Raw genomic sequence first — 17,727 nt, 5'->3', positions numbered from 1 at the left:
TGCTTAATTTTTATCCTTAAATTTCATCAAGGGAATGAAACGCTACTTTCCTAACAAGGAAATAGGTTGAATATTTAACCTATATCCTGGACGCCCAATAGATTTAGACAGATCCTCTTGAGGATTTTGTCCAACACTACTACCCACCAATCCCAGTGGATCGATCCATTTAAGAGGATTCGACACATAACTGTAGGGATTCATTCCCCCCGCCAATCCTATAGGATCAGGCGTAATATACTGCCCTGTCTCACAATCATAATACCGAAACCGATTGTAATATAACCCACTTTCTTTATCCTCATACTGTCCGGCAAAACGCAGGTTGCAGCTAACGTGATAATCTTCATCATTCGTAGCCAATAACGGTATTCGCTCAGCTTTGCCCCACGTTGTCAGTCGGTTTGCCCATACCAGTTTACCGTCTTCACTCAATATTTCCCGTGGCGTTCCCTGATGATCACTGACGATATAATGTAGTTTGCCTTTTTCATAACGAGCTGAAGGCATTAATGCTTCTGGCTTATATAGCCAGCAAATACTGTGATCATAGTCCGGTGTACCATCTGCATAGAGTGGCGTCTCTTCAACCAATTGATCCCCATTCCAGAAGTAGTCATACCCCATGATGGTATCGGGTTTTACCATTAAATCCGGTTTACCGTCCAGCCAGCGTTGCAAATTAGCTGCTGCCAGTTTGCCATCATGCACTTTTAATTTGCGGATACGTCTCCCAAAGGCATCATAACGATAATGCCAGCGTGAACCATCCGGCGTTTCACAATGAGTTAACTGGTTTTGTGTATCCCAGTGATAACGCCATACCTGTGGTCGGAAACCATCACGATGTTCGGTTTTTTCCACTTGCCGGCCGTTGTCATCATAGCGATAAGTGACATTGTCACGCTGAATAACTCGTCCTGCCTGCTGATGCTGTTCAAATCGTTCAATTATCCCTTGTGCATCCACCAGCATATGTTGATTCAGATTGCCATTGGCGTCATAACGAAACTGTTCTTCATAGGGCAATCGGCCATTAAATGTGGCGCTAATAACCTGGTCATTTTGGTTATATCGATAACGAGTCTGCCCCCAGATACCGTCATCGATCCTTCTGACGCTGTATGCTCGGTCATATTGCCAGCTACGGTTAACCGCGGTGGCCTGTGGTGGAAAATGAGGATCATTTTGTACCACTGTTTCGCGAAACAGTGGTGTGACTCGCCCGGCTGATTGGTGTGCCAGCAATCCCGTCGAGGTATACCGACTGGCAAGAATAAACCCTTCCGCACTTTCCCGAACAATTTCTCGCCCTAAAGCATCATGGCTCAAGGTCAGCGGCGTATGTTGATTAAACTGAAAATGGTTAACAGTTTCCATAACGTTATAACCAAAGCGCAAGGTATGCTCACCAATGGTCTCAGCCGTCAATTGTCCGGTCAGATTATCCCATTCGCGAGTAATTTCCCGTCCATTGATGCGTTCACAAATAGGCAAGCCAGTCACATCATATTCATATTCCACAACGGCGTCGTCATTTACTGCCCTGATAATCTGGCGACGGGAATTATATTCATAAATGGTCGTCGATTTCAGTTCTTGCTGATCTCCCGCCTGATACCAAGTTTCCTGTCGGGTTAACAAACCTGCCGAAGAGTAATACCAGCGCAGCAGGTGATTATCTGGATAGCGGGCCTGAGTGCGTCGCCCCAATGCATCATACTGATAATCAATGGTACGGCCGGTAAAATCGGTTTCACGAATAATCTGACCCGCGGCATCCCGTTCATAGCGATAAGTTTCCCCTGTCGAGGCAGTAACAGAGCAAAAACGAGTGAGACGATCATAACCAAAGTGCAGTGTCGTACCATCCGGGCGGGTAATATGGGTCAGCAGGTCAAAAGCGCCATAACCATAGCGAGTGGTGCGGCCTTCTCCATCGGTAACAGCAACAATACGTCGTTCACTGTCATATTCCATATGCTGGGTAACGCCATCCGGCGACTCAACTTCTGTCAGACTGCCATTATTGAGGCTGGCATGAACAGGACTATAGCGGTAACGGGTTTCCTGCTTAAGTGCATCCGCAGTACGGCGCAAACGCCCCAGTTCATCCAGCTCCAAACCCGTTGTTTGTCCATCTGGGGTCATAATCGCAGCAAGCCGCTGATATTCGTCATAGGCATAATGCCATTGCCGACCATCCGGTAACTGGCGTTGCCGCAATTCGCCGTGAATACCGTACTGATATTCTTCTCTATGCCCTTGCGGATTGGTGACTGCCGTCAAATTGCCTTGTTCATCATGATGGAAATACCAGATATCGCCTGTGGGTAAGATTGATTTAATCAATTGACCATGTTCATCATAGTCATAATAAAAAGCCTCCCCCGTTGGTAGTGCAGTTTCAATCAGTGCACCATCATTGTTGTATCCAAAGGTGGTGTAGCCTCCCAGTGGATCAATTTCCCAAACTTTCTGGCTGTAACGCCATTGCGTGCGTGTTTCACGCCCCAGCGGATCAATCTTACGGATCACGCGATTATTCTGGTTGTAATAGAAAAGCGTTTTTCCACCTTCTGCATCAAGATAAGTGGTAACACGGGCATCATCGTCATAGATAAAGCGATCAGACCAATAACCACTAGAAGAATCCACGGAAACAGCCCGCCCGCATTCATCATAATGAATATAAAAATCCGTCTTATCTGTATCGTGCCAACGGGTCATAAACCCTTGTGCAGTGTATTTATGCCATAAATGGTTTTGCTGGAAAGCGTCGCATTCTGCAAGATAACCATGCTGGTCATAACGACAGGTGACCAAGCGTTGTTGTATCTGCTGAAAATGGTAATCCACTGCCTGAAGTTTCTCATCCTGATAGTGTAGAGATAACCGGAAACCATCATTGCGTACAATCTCAACTAACCGATGTTGGTTGTCATAAATAAATTGAATACTATTCTGATGGCGATCAGTAATGGCAGACAACCGGCGCCGGTTGCCTTCAATAGAGTTAAAATGAAAAGTTTGCTGGCTCTGTTTATTAATCAGACGTAATTCACCATCAATTTCTCCGGTCAACAAACAATGCAGAAGATGGCGATTACGTGCCAGAATCTGATTTTCCGGTGTCGAAAAATCATAAACCTGCCCGTCTGCATCGGTGAAATGGATCTTTTCATTATCTATCACGAGTTGACGTGACCAATCGTCGATCCATTTAGGCCCCAATAATCCAGACAGATTGGAAGTAGAACGATAAATTCGGGTCAGGGTAATGGGTAACAGCCCCGGAATGGTGATAACCGGGAAAATTTGCAGGTAATCCCCTGTGGTGACATCAATGGGGTCGCTTATTAGGTTAGGAGGAGATGAGTTACTGCCTTTTCTGCCCTCTGATGGGTTAGCCTGATCTGTCTCTTGTGGATGATTGGGTGTCGAAGGATTGGTTGGAGGTTTGTTACCATTGCTCTTTACTTTGCCACCCGCAGGTGCTTTTTCATTTTCTTCTGGATAGATTTTTTTGACGGCCGCTTCCTGATCTCTGCTTTTTGCTGCTGCTTCAAAGCTTGCTTCCTGTTGTGGCGGGCTTCCTGGAGAAGATTTTGCTGCAACTTTTGCCTCTGTGTTTACTACATGATTCCCAGGAGCTTGTGCAGAAGCCACGCTAGTTGCGTTAGCCTCGCTCGTAGACTGAGATATTGGCTTTTCTCCCAATTCCTGTTTAAAATTGTCAGAGTGGCTGGCTCCTGCTTTATTCTGAGTATTTGCCTCAGCGCCTCCTAAATTTGGTGTCTTAGCACCAGCACCTACTCCGGCACTTTCAGCGTGTTTTGCCAAAATATCCTTCAAGGTGACCTGAAAAAGGGTGTCTTGGTGAGCTTTCGCCCAGGCACTTGCTTCGGCAGAATTTAAACCATATTTTAACATTTGATCCAAATCTGAATCTTGACCTACCAAGAATATAGACTCTCCATCTTTGATTCCTATAAGAAAACGACCGCTGCTTTTTACCTCTGGAAAAAACTTAACAATATTTAACAGATTGTTATCAATAGGTACCGGATAGAATGTACCGTTTATGGAATACCCCGCTGATATAGTACCAGCCCCCAGATTATATTTGGCTTCTACATAATTATTAGGTAAACTTCTTTTCAGCACGAGGTCTGTTACTTTCCTCAATATCTCACCAAGTTCTTCACTAGAAATAGGAGGGTTAGCTTCCCCGGGCTTGTTTGGTTGCCGTTTAGCTAAATTTGTCGCTATTCCTATACTATTAGCTACAATCTTATTTATATCCTTCTTTTCGCCAGCAGCAGTATTTAATATACTCTCTGCAAGCCCTAAGACATATTGAGTAAGTTGTTGATTTTCAGGACCTGACATATCTATTCCTTATTTCCCATTCATCCAAAACTGATCCCCATGGCGCAATATCAGTTTCTTGCCTGCCTGAACAGTTTGGCTGTGTTCTTTCGGGTAACACTTCCCCCCTACTGTGCCACTTTTCACCCCCATAGCCGTCCCTGCTTCATCACCCAATGTCTGCGGGACAAAACTTTGATCCAATACCACCATAGGCTGCCCGTTTGCCCGTACTGATGTTACCGGTGCAGAGGCATCCCCCAGTTTCGCGATAACCGGATAAGGAATCGGCGGTGTGGCTGGTCCCATCGGGGTTTTACAGACATCAGGAATCAGACTGATAATCATCCATTGGGTATCTTTACGGGCAATATAGTTATCCGCCATGAGGCTTCTCCTGTTCGGGTGCAAATGTGATTAAGGGGGCTTGGGGATTGATTTCAAACCGTGCTTCTGTGACTCTGATGGGCAAATCAATGCTGAAATGCAGACGAAAAGTCAGCTCCAGTGTCATCGCATCGGTATCAACAATAAGAGTGTCAAGGTTCATTAATATGGGGAAAATCGCACCATCCTCCATGCGGAACAGGATAAAAGGACGATGCCCCGGTAGTTGGGTTTGCAAAGAACCATCCGATGTCAGGTTGGTCAATTGCAGTGTGATATCTGTAGAGGGCCAGTCAATTTGTTGATCCTGCGGCGCGCCATTCCAGTAACCAAAATCAAAATCCTGTGGCAGATAGGGGTGGCGTTGATCCAGCCATGTCTGGTCATACGTTCCGGCCAGTGTTCGCCGTGGTAGCCACGCCCGACCGATAATTCCCATCCCCTGCGGCTGGCTGGCTGGCTCTGTGGCTGAAAGCTGACCTGCCAACATCGCAGCAAAATGCTGTGCAGTTACCGGCGCATCGGGGTGGGTAATGCGCGGTGCCGGATAACGAGGCAGATCTTTTGCCCTTGCATACCACGGCAAAACAAATCCCGTGCCGATGGGGTTATATTCCCAAACTGCATGAGCTATGGGGGCCTTTTCGCCATCGGGGTGTTGGCTGCGTTGTTCAGGAGAGAGCTTATCTTCCTCGGTTAACGCCTTCGCCGCTTTATCATCATCGGCTTCAATCCGGCATCCCCCACCAAAGGCATAACGGTAATCAAGGGGTAAACTTTCAAACGGTTTTGGATCAGAGAGTTGCCATTGCCCGTTCTCTGTGCGGAAAAATTCCCGCTCACCAGAAATATTCAGTGTCTTATCAAGCAAGGTGTCGCCATTGGCATCCGTCAGTGACAAACAAACAGGGAAAGAGGTGCAGGGCTTGCCTTCCGGGGCATAAGCCGTCCCATTGACAATCACATCACATTTGGGCTTAAACGGCGCCAGATCACTTTCCTGTAACACCTGCGAGACGTTCAGTGCTCCGCGATATTGATCCTGTATACAGAGAGACATCACCGGAAGCAGTTCAGCCAGATATTCGCCCTTACCCGCAGGTAATAACTGATAGCCCACTTTCATGGCAATAACATCGTATTCCTGATCTTCGGTATCCAGCATTCGGTAGTTCATCACTGAAAAGGGGGTAAGATTCTTCAATTCCATCGTCCTGTCTCCTTAGTTCAAATCAATGTCTTTGCCATTGATTTGCACAGGGCCGCTGGCGTCGAACAGAAACTTGTTCCCTTTGATGGTAATGTTGCCTGAACTGTCCATACGCAGCGTGCTGCTGCCACATTTCAGTTCAATCACCTTACCTGCTGAAATAGAAAGGGTTTGCCCCACAGAAACTTTCTTCTGCATACCCACTGTTTCGTTCTGGCTCATGGAAACCGAGGTGTTCATATTGGCGGCAACGGTAATGGTATAAGTCGCCCCAACCGTCAAAGTTTTGGCAAGGCCAACCACTTCAGTGCTGGTAAGCTGTACGATCTCCTGTTTGCTTTTTTTCACGATAACGGCCTGATTGCCGTCAATCGTTTCAGTATGATTACCCAACACTTGCGTAGTACGGTTATTCAACACCTTGGTGTTCATATCCTTCTGTGCATGAATAAAGACTTCTTCACTGCCTTTCGCATCTTCAAAGCGCAGTTCGTTAAACCCTTCGCCTTTGTGGGTATGGGTTTTAAAGGTGGTACGGGTTTTCTCGGCAGGTAAATTAAGCGGTGGTCGGTTGCGGCCGTTGTAGTTACATCCCGTTACGATCGGGCGATCGATATCCCCGTTAAGGTAAGAGACAATCACTTCCTGACCAATACGGGGAATTGCCATAAAGCCAAAACCATTACCGTTCCAGCCTTGTGCAACACGTACCCAACAAGAGGAACCATCCCCCGCTTCATCATGACGATTCCAGTGGAAATGCACTTTAATGGCGCCATGCTCATTAACAAAAATTTCCTCACCCGGTGGCCCTACAACGGTTGCCAATTCATCACCATCAGCCAATGGCTTATAACGATACGGTGGTCGCCAATCGTCTTTCCCCGGAATAAACGTGACACTGTTAGTCAACGTCGTGCCTTCACCGGCAATGCCCGCTGCTTGTGGTTGGGAACCATAGTGATTAACGGTAACCACCTGCCAACGATCATTCATGGCCGCAATGGGATGTGATTTCAGGATAAAGATTTTACCGGGGCGCAATTGGATACAGTTGGTGTGAGCCGAACCCAGTTTACTTTCACTGTTGACTTGATTGAGGCGCACTTCACCCAATGGTTTGCCTTCTTTACTCCACGGGAAACGCCCATAACTTTCAAATACCGCATGGCGCCCGCCCTGAGGCAAGGTGGCCTGAGTCTGCAAGGGCTGGGAAGGTCGCAGGTAGTTGTAATCTTTGTGGATATACTCATCCGGATAGAGATATTCCCCGTACTCCCATTGCCAGGCGGTGGTATCTTTATCATCGGTATTGGGCTGAACGTTGTAAGTCAGGTTAAGATCCGCGGTCATCCCCAAATGGGAATCACTGAAAAAGAGTTGCTCTTCCTCAAACCAGAAAGCGATCCCCTCTTCCGCTGCCAATCTGCACCAGAAATCATAGGCAGATTCACGCTTTTGGGTGGTGTATTCCCGTACCGGATGAAGATTGCTGTCTTCATAAAATTTGCTATCCGACTTAACGCGATGCTCTTTCAGCAATAGTTTGAGAATATCCGGCACAGACTGGCGCTGAAACAGGCGGCTGTCCTGATGCAGTGTCATCCGCCACATTTCCGGCCGGACAGTAAAGGTATAATACGTTTGCCGTCCGTCACTATTGCCCTGCGCAGCCCCCGCCACGATACCTTTAACAGTACGTTCTACCTTGCCATTGCGGGTCACGGTGAGGGAGGCATAGGTTCCCAATTGATCATTGAGCACCACATTGTTAAGGGAACTGACTACATTCAATGACAAATGATAAAGCTGTGACAGCCCTTCCTGTAAACTGAAATTCACCACCTGAAAAGTCGTGCCCGGTAAAGCACCTATCTGACAGGTAAATACTAACCCATCCATTTGTCTCTCCTTACATAATTGGACGATATCCTTGCAGCGGGCAAGGTGATAAAAGCCATCGGATATTGGAAACCTGCCCGATGACGGTCATGCGTATACGCATATCTTCGGTAAGACAGAACGGTAAAAACTGGTACAAGGCATTAGCGAACCGGAATAGTTCCCCCTGACTGGTGTAAGCGGATTCATCCAGTGTCAGCTCAACATGGACACAGCGGTGAGGGATACCACGGATAAGCCAGTCACCGGGGGTGGATTGAATTTCTACAATACCTGCCGTCATTCGCTGGATATTGCGGTGGGTATTGCGATCAAGATCAGCGTAAAAATCGTAATCCAGCAGCAGTTGTTTAAGTGCAGAGACTGAATTCAGCCAGAAACCATTAGCAGCATGGTGTGACAAAACTCTCCAGTATCGTGAGCTATCTGTCACGGGAGGATAGCTGGAAGCTGTGGGCGTTAAATTTTTGATTTGCAAACCATCAGGAATATCTTCATCAGCCAAACAGATATCCCCCACGGCCAATTCAGATAAGTCAGTATTGAATGTCACAAAATGGCAGGTGAATTCCTGCTCTGGCGGCTTTTCCATCGGCAGGGCATGGCTGTCATAAAATGTCAGCGCATATTCCAAACGCCCCAGCGCATCACGGGTCATATCCCATTCATAGAACCAGGTTTCTTCATCAGCGCCGCGAAAGAAATGAGTAAACTGGCTCATCGGATAAAACTGGCAACGTTTACCGCGTTCTTTACCCGGTTCATCTTTTAGCTGGAGGTCAATCAGGTGCAGAATCCCTTGCCCTGATGGTAAAGGAAGCGGATAGCGAGCGGTGTCTGGTGCAAAAGCGAGTGTTATTTTCGATTCGCGTTCAAGATTCACCACAGGCACACAGTGGAGATGGAAAGCTTCAGACAATTGTGCCTCGGATAAAGGCAATACTTCACTGAGTTTCAATGTCACGCTGAATTGGCGGTTTTCCTTCATGGATAACCGATCACACATGGCTGTCGGCAAGGATAAGGTCAGAAAGTGGTGAACATGAGGCAAGTAAAGCGATTCCATCAGCATTTGCGGAGCCCAATTGCCCGCCACTGAAATGGGTGGCGACAAAATCAAACGAGAAGCCCCGGACAAAGGTTCGAACCAAAGGGGTTCGGCTGGATATTTCAATTCGTTGTGATGCAGTTCTGCGCCCTGTAAGCTGCGACACAGAGCAAGCATCAACATATCTGCCACCGTTTCATCAGGGCTGAGGAATAAACTAATAGGGCAAATAGGCCAATAATCATCCTTGCCGGTATATTGGAAAGTGAGCGTAATATTGCTGGTTTCTGCATGATAAGTGATTTTCCGTGCCACCAATATCAATGGTTCAATGTGACATTCCCTGCTTGTAACAAACGTGACACCGGTATCAGATGAAATTTCTGATCCCCGTGGCAATGTACAGGTGAGATCAAACCCTGCCATACTATTAAATTGAACGACACTCGTTGCTGGAATCCCCTTGACAGGCAGAGCTTTTAATCGCTGTAGTAAAGGTAGCGTAATTTCAGGAAAAGCATCATCGACTTTCTGATGCAAGCGAGCCATTAAAACAGCAAAGCCTTGATTTAGTCTTTCAATATCAGGATCGTATCCATTAAGACTTTCTGCCAAATGAGGTTTTTCTTCGGCAGTGAGTTTTTCAAGTTGCCGCAGATAATCCAATTCCCACTGGTAATAAAATTGAAAAGAATCCATATTTGCTTCCTTAGAAATATACTGAGTGCAATCTCATTTACATTTCAAGAATGGAATTATTTAATAGAATTTATTATATTTAAGATGTTATTAAGGATTTATCTTAATAAACCGGCCGTTTAACTTAGGTCATAAAGAAAAACAAAAACAATAAATCGTAATTAAATATAATATATTCCCAAAAAAACCTTATTTCATTACCATAAAAATAAAAAAAACATTGCAATCACTGACTAACCTGAAAGTTACAGGAAAACATCACACCGAAAAACAATATCTATTAACACGGCATTAATTATTTTTAACAAGAAATTTACATTACTAAATTTATCGTATTTCCAGAAATAAATCTGAAATACTCTTTTTTGATTAGTTAATTAGAGTGCAAATCGTCTTTTAATTTTAAATAAGAAAACAGATCTCAATACTCTATAATTAAAAACTTATTTCAGTAGGAATTTATTATTACAGGCAATTTGAATACAGGCTGCGTACAGAAACGAGATCGTATACCGAGTATATGTAGAACAACTACTAACGACTAACCAATCCCCTAAAAAATCCTCTTTCTTTTCTCCTGTTATAAACTGTATAATTGTTAACCTTTTTCGACGGTTTTTCGTGTTTTCATAAGATGTTACTTGCTCCATACCGTCGATTCGCGTAAAACTGTTGTCTAAAATTATTGATAATAACTCCATACTCTCCAGATATTATGTTTCAAAATAATCCGCTGCTTGCGCAGCTAAAACAGCAACTTCACGCTCAAACCACTCGCGTAGAGGGTTTAGTCAAAGGAACTGAGAAAGGCTTTGGGTTTTTAGAAGTCGATGGACAAAAAAGCTATTTTATTCCACCTCCCCACATGAAAAAGGTCATGCACGGGGACCGAATTACCGCTGCTATCCACACCGATAAAGAAAAAGAGATTGCCGAACCAGAAACTTTGGTTGAACCATTTCTGACCCGTTTTGTAGGCAGGATCCAAAAGAAAGAAAACGATAACCGACTCTGGATTATTCCTGACCACCCATTATTAAAAGATTCCATCCCTTGCCGCCCGACAAACCAAGTTACCCATGATTTCGAAAATGGCGATTGGGCTGTCGCTGAAATGCGTCGGCATCCACTGAAAGGCGATCGTGGTTTTCATGCCGAAGTCACTGGCTATATCACTCAAGGCGACGACCACTACGCTCCTTGGTGGGTAACACTGACACGCCATAGTCTGGAGCGCGAAGCTCCAATCATGACAGATTGTCAGTTAGACGATGAATCTATTGAGCGCCTCGACCTTACCGCCCTTGATTTTGTCACTATCGACAGCGCAACAACCGAAGATATGGATGATGCCCTGCACATTGCCCAAAATGATGATGGCAGCCTGAAGCTTTCTATTGCTATTGCTGATCCGACCGCTTATATCAAAGCTGACAGCGAACTGGATAAGATTGCCTATCAGCGTAGCTTCACCAACTATCTGCCGGGTTTCAATATCCCAATGCTCCCCCGTGAGCTGTCAGATGATTTATGTTCCCTGCGCCCGAATGCCCGCCGCCCTGCTCTGGTTTGTCAGGTTTCTATTCTGGAAGATGGTCAATTGGGCGATGACATTCAATTCTTCGCTGCATGGGTTGAATCAAAATTCAAGCTGGTTTACGACGAAGTTTCAGACTGGCTAGAAGGCCAGGACGGTTGGGTTCCGGAATCAGAAGCAGTCAAAACGCAAATCACGCTTTTAAAAGAGATGTGCGACCGCCGCAATAACTGGCGTCACCAACACGCGTTAGTTTTCAAAGAGCGCCCAGATTACCGGTTTATTCTCGATGAAGGTGGTAATGTTGTTGATATCGTTATTGAACAGCGACGCTCAGCCAACCGTATTGTTGAAGAAGCCATGATCACAGCAAACTTATGTGCTGCCAAGGTGATGCGCGATAAATTAAGCTTTGGTATTTATAATGTTCATACTGGCTTTGACGCTTCCCATATTGAACAGGTTGTTGAAGTCCTGAAAGAACATGGCATTGATGTGAATGCCGAAGCGTTATTAGGATTAGACGGATTCTGTGAATTGCGTCGGGAATTGGATAAACAACCAACACAATTCCTGGATAGCCGTATCCGCCGTTTCCAAACTTTTGCAGAAATTAAAACTGATCCGGGTCCACATTTTGGGTTAGGTTTTGATGCTTACGCGACTTGGACATCCCCTATCCGTAAATACAGCGATATTATCAACCACCGTTTGTTGAAAGCGATTATCCAGCAAACTGACGCTGAAAAACCGACTGAAGAAATTTGTCTGCAATTAACCGATCGTCGTCGGGCAAATCGTCTGGCAGAACGCGATGTTGGTGATTGGCTCTATGCTCGTTTCCTTCACCCTCATGCAGGCACAGACAAAACATTCCCGGCAGAAATTATCGATATCACCCGTGGCGGTATGCGTGTCCGTCTGGTTGATAATGGTGCCGTCGCATTTGTTCCCGGACCATTTTTGCATGCTGTTCGAGATGAACTGCAATGTAGCCAGGAAACAGGCTCGGTATTGATTAAAGGTGAAACTGCCTACCGTTTGAATGATGTCATCAATGTCCGTATTGAAGAAGTCAGAATGGAAACCCGCAACATCGTTGCCCGTCCTATCGGCTAACCTTACAGATTATTTCTATATCGTTATTTCAATATCGATACCAAAATAATAAAGTGAACTGCCGCCATTTATGGGCGGCATTTTTGTAATAATATTTTGTAATAACGAACTATAATAACAAGGTGAAAACTTCATATGCGATTTATTTCATTTAAACGAGTAAACATGGCAATCGCACTTTTCCCCCTACTTGGTACTTTGTTCATATCTCCTGCCAATGCGACTACTGCCCAAAATGAAACGCTCAAGCAAGATCAACTGATCCACCAGCTCTCAATACTGGAAAAAAATGCCAATGGTCGTCTTGGTGTTGTATTGATAGATACATCGGATCATTCCACCTTCGCTTATCGTGCAAACGAACGTTTTCCGCTATGCAGTACCAGTAAATTTATGGCGGTATCAGCGCTTCTGAAAAAAAATGAAGCAAATGATCACTTATTAAATCAACGCATCCACTATCAACAATCCGATCTTGTTGAATACAGCCCGATTACCGAAAAACACCTTAAAAATGGTATGACGTTGAGAGAACTGGGCGAAGCAACGATGCAATATAGTGATAATGCGGCAATGAATCTTATCCTTAACCAACTGGGTGGCCCAAATGAAGTGACCCAATTTGCCCGTACTATCGGTGATAACGATTTTCGTCTCGATCGTAAAGAGCCTGATCTAAACACGGCGATACCGGGAGATGAGCGTGATACCTCCACTCCACAAGCGATGGCGAACAGTTTATATCATTTGGCATTAGGAAATACTTTGGAGACAGCACAACGTGAGCAATTAGTTGCATGGCTCAAAGGAAATACCACTGGCGGCGCCAGTATTCGTGCCGGTGTACCAGAAAATTGGGTTATCGGAGATAAAACGGGGCGCTGTAGTTATGGCACAATAAATGATATTGCCGTCATTTGGCCGACAAGCAATCGCTCTCCATTGGTTTTGGTCACTTACTTTACTCAGCCAAATCACCAAAATGCTAACGCCCGACCTGATGTATTAGCGGAAGCAGCACGTATTGTGACTCAAAACAGTGATGCTAAGTGAGCAAAGCCCGAAAAAAGTGGAATAGCCAACGAATCACATTAAGTATTGTGAATCTGACAAGCAACAGGCTATACAATTTATTTACTGCATAGCCTGTAATATAAAAAACTGGACTTAACCTCCCGCCAGTTTCACCTTCATACCTTTCGCTTCCAGCAATTGTTTCAGCAAGTCACGCTTATCGCCTTGTATCTCGATTTCACCGTCTTTAACGGAACCACCACAACCACATTTTTTCTTCAGTTCGGCGGCTAATTTGGTGAGTGTTTGATCATCAGCATCAATGCCTGTGATAATACAAACACCTTTGCCTTTGCGGCCACTCGTTTGACGCTGAATACGTACAATGCCATCACCTTTCGGGCGAACAGGTTTAATTTCTTCCTCTTGGATGCGACCGCCATCCGTTGAGTAAACTAAGCGAGAGTTATTATCCATGAACGATCCCAATAGATTGATTAATCTGCTGCAATGCCAGTGCCGGGTTCTCTGCACGGGTAATCGGACGCCCGATCACCATATAATCAACCCCCGCCTGAACTGCCTGAGGGGGTGTCATGATACGACGCTGATCTCCGGCATCCACGCCTTCAGGACGAATGCCCGGTGTAACAAGCTGGAATTCCTGTCCACAGACGGTTTTCAATTGTTGTGCTTCATGGGCAGAACAAACTACTCCATCTAAACCACATTCTTTTGTCAATAATGCCAGACGTTCAGCGTGCTGTGCCGGAGTTATATCAATACCAATGCCCAACAAATCAGATTGTTCCATGCTGGTCAACACCGTGACAGCGATCAGTAACGGTGCATCCTTACCATAAGACAATAAAGCTTCTTTCGCTGCGGTCATCATTCTCGCACCACCACTTGCGTGAACATTAACCATCCAGACTCCCAATTCAGCCGCCGCCGCTACCGCTCTTGCGGTTGTATTGGGGATATCATGAAATTTAAGATCCAAAAATACATCAAAACCACGCTGATGCAGCGCCTGAACAAATTGTGGGCCATACAGCGTAAACATTTCTTTGCCCACTTTCAGACGGCAGGATTGTGGGTCAATCTTATCGACAAACGCCAGCGCTGTGTCCTGATTGTCATAATCCAATGCAACGATAACAGGCGAGTCAATCTGTTTATCTAAAGTTTGAGCTGTGTAGGAGGTCATTTTTAGGCCCTTTCATTTACTAATGAACTTGAATAACTAATTGAATTACTAGTGAAGAGAAACATATCGTGACAGTGTCACTGACCATCTAATCCTCTGATCGGCTTAATGGAATCCCATGAGCGACATGATGGACAGTGCCAATATAACGAGCGGGAAGTAAAGCCACATTTATGGCATCGATAATCAGGTTTAGTGCGGATTTGTTCACCGACCATATTACGCAAAAGAATCAAACTTTCTTTGGCTCGCCCTTCTTCTGCATCCGCCAGATGGTAATCCATCAAGCGATAAAAGCCTCTCATCGTCGGATGGCGTTCCAATTGACGGTTAATATAATTTTGCGCCACATCGCGCCCTTCTTTCTTCTCAATAAGATCAGCCATATGAAGCTCTGCAATTGCACCACACTTTTCATCTACACAGCGCTGTACAAAAGCTTCCCACTCTTCCGGTTGAGATAGATGCTGATAACACTCTTGCAACATCGGCAGAGATTCACTGATGACCTGTTTATCTTGTTCGAGAATACGTTTCAGGGCATCAGTCGCTTTAGAGTACTCCCCCTGAGTCATATAAATACGACCACGCATGATTGAAACACGCGCACAATTTTTGTCTGCCTGAGCCGCTTTATTCAGATACCCGATAGCATCGTTAAAATCATCACTGCCCATACATTGCAGTGCCAGCTCACAGTAAAAATGGGCGATTTCTTCCCGGAAGTGGTGTTTACCCAGTTTTACCAGCTTTTCAGCGATCTCAATCGCTTTATTCCAATCACTGGTTGACTGATAGATGGTTAACAAAGAATTGAGGGCGTTTTCACGGAAGTCAGTTTCATCAACCAACTGAATGAACATGTTTTCGGCTCGATCATATACGCCTGCGGCCATATAATCCCGACCAAGTTGCTGAATAGCAAGCAAACGTTGTTCAAACGTCAGAGAGGCACTTTCCATCAGGGATTGGTGAATACGGATAGCTCTTTCAACTTCACCACGGGAACGAAACAGATTTCCCAGTGTTAAATGCGCTTCAAATGTAGAGCTATCCTCTTTCAGCATATCAAGAAATAAATCGACCGCTTTATCCTGCTGATTAGAGAGTAAGAAGTTAACACCATCAACATATTCACGAGAAAGACGGTCAGCAACTTGCTGTTTATCTTGTTGAGCACTTCTGCGCCCCATATACCAGCCATAGGCGGCAGCAATAGGAAGCAACAGAAACAACAGCTCTAACATGGAGAATTATTCCTTGTTTAATGCTACGGTTGACGCGTTTTCTGCGGATGACTCAGATGGTTGTTCCAACTGGGTTTCCAACCGTTTGATTTTACGTTTCGCACGTCGGAGAGAAACACAGGCGCGCAAGTAAAATGCCCCACAAATTCCCCAGCCAAGGGCAAAACCGACGGCAAACAACACAGCCAGTAATGAGGATACCGAATAATCACCTTTAGCGATCAAATAATTAAATGTCACGATCTGATTATTATTTGACCCCAGAGTCACTGAGATAACAAACACAACCAGTGCCAGTAATAAAATCAGAAAATATTTCACATTTCTTCCTGTTATCTATTGTTGCTGATTAATTATGCCAAATAACAGACATACTGGCGTGTTAAGTTAGCATTTCTCGTCTACGCAAAGGAAGCAATTTATTGCACTAGACGCTGATTTCCTTCTTTTTGTGATATTATTCTACTTGTTTGTGCTCAATCCTACCTTTTTTCCCAAACAAGCTGACAAGTTACATCTGGGAAAATCAGCTTATAGTTTAGCATGTTAATATACTCATTATTAAAGAACCTGACGCTTTGTATTCATGCGCATTAACAAATTCTGTTATAATGCCCCCCGCGTGCATGTGTTGTAATCAGAGAAAATTCTTTTGCGTAGTTTTAGCTGATTTCTCAACCGGGATTGTTCTGGGTGTTGCAATATTTATAACGAGCCAAATCAACATATGATGAATACTAAAATACAGCTAAAACGAGTAGCTGAAGCGAAATTACCTACGCCATGGGGCGAATTCTTGATGATTGGATTTGAAGAAATCAAAACAGGTCGTGACCATGTTGCCCTTGTTTTCGGTGATATCTCTGGTGATGAGCCTGTATTATCACGGATCCATTCAGAATGTCTGACGGGGGATGCTTTGTTCAGTCTAAGATGCGATTGTGGATTTCAATTAGAATCCGCCCTATCGCAAATTAGCAAGGAAGGCCGTGGCGTACTGTTGTATCACCGTCAGGAAGGCCGCAATATTGGCCTATTGAATAAAATCCGCGCTTATGCTTTGCAAGATCAGGGCATTGACACCGTTGAAGCCAACCACCAGTTAGGCTTTGCTGCTGATGAGAGAGATTTCACCCTTTGCTCAGATATGTATAAACTGTTGGGTATTCATGCCATCCGTCTCCTGACCAATAACCCTAAAAAAGTTGAGATCATGATAGAGGCGGGCATTAATATCGTCGAACGTGTTCCCCTGATTGTAGGGCGCAACCCGAAAAACGCTTATTATTTGGATACCAAGGCCAGCCGAATGGGACACTTGTTACTCAAATAAGCCTGTTTTTAGATAACCCATTTTAAAACAAATGGTTAATTGATTTTTAATGTGGGTAAAAATTAAGTATATATACACACATATGTACAAACGAAAAAAGTGCTCTATACAGCACATAGCAATGGATTTAGTACTCTTTAGATAGGAAAGATTAAGGGTTGTGGGTGAGGATAGGAAAGGAAGCTGCTATCACTATAGGGCAGAAATCTGCCCTTAAACTTTCAGGGTAATCAACCATAGAGGAAATCCCTATAGTTGCCGCAGATGGCTCAAAGTTAAAAGGTGAGAAATCCCACCTTTATCTAAGTATTTGATTTTACTTATTTCCTGCACTGTACAGGAATTCAACTAAATCAAGGGGTTGGGAGGAAGGCCACGCAGTGCGCGGCACTGAAATGTTCTAGCACTGAGGTTATCTATATTAATTACTCATCATAAAAAGCCAATTCAAGCTCAAGAGTCTTGCCTACTGATGAGATAAATAATTCTTCTAGTGGCACATCCCGTATTTAGCCACCCTATAAATATGCTTGAAGAGCATGAGGTTTTATGGTTAATTTGCACACCATTTAAATGATCACCCGATATGTAGTGGCATAGTCATTCCGGACACCTTAGAAGCCTGTTAATCTAATCACAGTCAAGAAAGG

12 protein-coding genes are annotated in these 17,727 nt (G+C 44.7%); 3 read left to right on the top strand and 9 right to left on the bottom strand.

Annotated features, from left to right (window positions below):
• Positions 1-42 precede the first annotated feature (42 nt).
• The 5 genes from AB204_RS07075 to AB204_RS21290 are packed head-to-tail and all read right to left on the bottom strand — an operon-like array spanning position 43 to position 9,617.
• Positions 43-4,392, bottom strand: coding sequence for an RHS repeat-associated core domain-containing protein (locus tag AB204_RS07075; protein ID WP_053067849.1), 4,350 nt, complete (start codon positions 4,390-4,392; stop codon positions 43-45).
• Positions 4,393-4,401: 9 nt separating this feature from the next.
• A complete protein-coding gene (locus AB204_RS07070) occupies positions 4,402-4,758 on the bottom strand; it encodes a DUF4150 domain-containing protein (protein WP_047962677.1) in 357 nt (118 codons plus the stop codon).
• Positions 4,748-5,968: a DUF2169 family type VI secretion system accessory protein gene (locus tag AB204_RS07065; RefSeq protein ID WP_047962676.1), complete on the bottom strand. Its 1,221-nt coding sequence runs from the start codon at positions 5,966-5,968 to the stop codon at positions 4,748-4,750. Before AB204_RS07065 ends, AB204_RS07070 begins: the two co-directional genes overlap by 11 nt.
• 12 nt (positions 5,969-5,980) lie before the next feature.
• Positions 5,981-7,870: a type VI secretion system tip protein TssI/VgrG gene (tssI, locus tag AB204_RS07060; RefSeq protein WP_047962675.1), complete on the bottom strand. Its 1,890-nt coding sequence runs from the start codon at positions 7,868-7,870 to the stop codon at positions 5,981-5,983.
• 10 nt (positions 7,871-7,880) lie between these two features.
• The gene (locus AB204_RS21290; protein ID WP_072061407.1) at positions 7,881-9,617 is read right to left on the bottom strand and encodes a type VI secretion system baseplate subunit TssF; all 1,737 of its coding nucleotides are present in this window, start codon (positions 9,615-9,617) and stop codon (positions 7,881-7,883) included.
• A 715-nt stretch (positions 9,618-10,332) separates the two neighbouring features.
• Between AB204_RS21290 and AB204_RS07045 the strand changes: the two genes are divergently transcribed.
• Together AB204_RS07045 and bla are read left to right on the top strand one after the other, a co-directional pair.
• On the top strand, positions 10,333-12,273 hold the full coding sequence (locus AB204_RS07045; RefSeq protein ID WP_047962673.1) for an exoribonuclease II: 1,941 nt from the start codon (positions 10,333-10,335) through the stop codon (positions 12,271-12,273).
• Positions 12,274-12,408: 135 nt separating this feature from the next.
• Positions 12,409-13,326: a class A beta-lactamase gene (gene bla, locus AB204_RS07040; RefSeq protein WP_053067848.1), complete on the top strand. Its 918-nt coding sequence runs from the start codon at positions 12,409-12,411 to the stop codon at positions 13,324-13,326.
• A 114-nt stretch (positions 13,327-13,440) separates the two neighbouring features.
• Here the strand turns inward: bla and yciH are convergent, their stop codons facing one another.
• From yciH to AB204_RS07020, 4 genes are all read right to left on the bottom strand, one after another.
• Positions 13,441-13,764, bottom strand: a complete 324-nt coding sequence (gene yciH / locus AB204_RS07035) for a stress response translation initiation inhibitor YciH (protein WP_047962672.1) — start codon at positions 13,762-13,764, stop codon at positions 13,441-13,443.
• Entirely contained in the window at positions 13,757-14,497 is a 741-nt protein-coding gene (gene pyrF / locus AB204_RS07030) for an orotidine-5'-phosphate decarboxylase (protein WP_047962671.1), read from the bottom strand. The genes yciH and pyrF overlap by 8 nt, the downstream gene beginning before the upstream one ends.
• A gap of 77 nt (positions 14,498-14,574) precedes the next feature.
• Positions 14,575-15,744, bottom strand: a complete 1,170-nt coding sequence (gene lapB, locus AB204_RS07025; RefSeq protein ID WP_047962670.1) for a lipopolysaccharide assembly protein LapB — start codon at positions 15,742-15,744, stop codon at positions 14,575-14,577.
• Positions 15,745-15,750: 6 nt separating this feature from the next.
• Positions 15,751-16,065 (bottom strand): LapA family protein, encoded by a 315-nt coding sequence (locus AB204_RS07020; protein WP_047962669.1) that lies wholly within the window; start codon positions 16,063-16,065, stop codon positions 15,751-15,753.
• Positions 16,066-16,474: 409 nt separating this feature from the next.
• On the opposite strand from AB204_RS07020, the gene ribA reads away from it, so the two are divergent.
• Positions 16,475-17,077, top strand: a complete 603-nt coding sequence (gene ribA, locus AB204_RS07015) for a GTP cyclohydrolase II (RefSeq protein ID WP_084728543.1) — start codon at positions 16,475-16,477, stop codon at positions 17,075-17,077.
• Positions 17,078-17,727 lie beyond the last annotated feature (650 nt).

The organism is Xenorhabdus khoisanae (genome assembly GCF_001037465.1).
GTDB lineage: Bacteria > Pseudomonadota > Gammaproteobacteria > Enterobacterales > Enterobacteriaceae > Xenorhabdus > Xenorhabdus khoisanae.
This window is presented reverse-complemented; position numbering and strand designations above follow the sequence as displayed.

Coding starts and splice junctions, on each gene's coding strand:
- pyrF (WP_047962671.1), bottom strand. CDS start 14,497: ATGACCTCCTACACAGCTCAAACTTTAGATAAACAGATTGACTCGCCT.
- bla (WP_053067848.1), top strand. CDS start 12,409: ATGCGATTTATTTCATTTAAACGAGTAAACATGGCAATCGCACTTTTC.
- yciH (WP_047962672.1), bottom strand. CDS start 13,764: ATGGATAATAACTCTCGCTTAGTTTACTCAACGGATGGCGGTCGCATC.
- tssI (WP_047962675.1), bottom strand. CDS start 7,870: ATGGATGGGTTAGTATTTACCTGTCAGATAGGTGCTTTACCGGGCACG.
- AB204_RS07075 (WP_053067849.1), bottom strand. CDS start 4,392: ATGTCAGGTCCTGAAAATCAACAACTTACTCAATATGTCTTAGGGCTT.
- AB204_RS07070 (WP_047962677.1), bottom strand. CDS start 4,758: ATGGCGGATAACTATATTGCCCGTAAAGATACCCAATGGATGATTATC.
- AB204_RS21290 (WP_072061407.1), bottom strand. CDS start 9,617: ATGGATTCTTTTCAATTTTATTACCAGTGGGAATTGGATTATCTGCGG.
- lapB (WP_047962670.1), bottom strand. CDS start 15,744: ATGTTAGAGCTGTTGTTTCTGTTGCTTCCTATTGCTGCCGCCTATGGC.
- AB204_RS07045 (WP_047962673.1), top strand. CDS start 10,333: ATGTTTCAAAATAATCCGCTGCTTGCGCAGCTAAAACAGCAACTTCAC.
- AB204_RS07065 (WP_047962676.1), bottom strand. CDS start 5,968: ATGGAATTGAAGAATCTTACCCCCTTTTCAGTGATGAACTACCGAATG.
- ribA (WP_084728543.1), top strand. CDS start 16,475: ATGAATACTAAAATACAGCTAAAACGAGTAGCTGAAGCGAAATTACCT.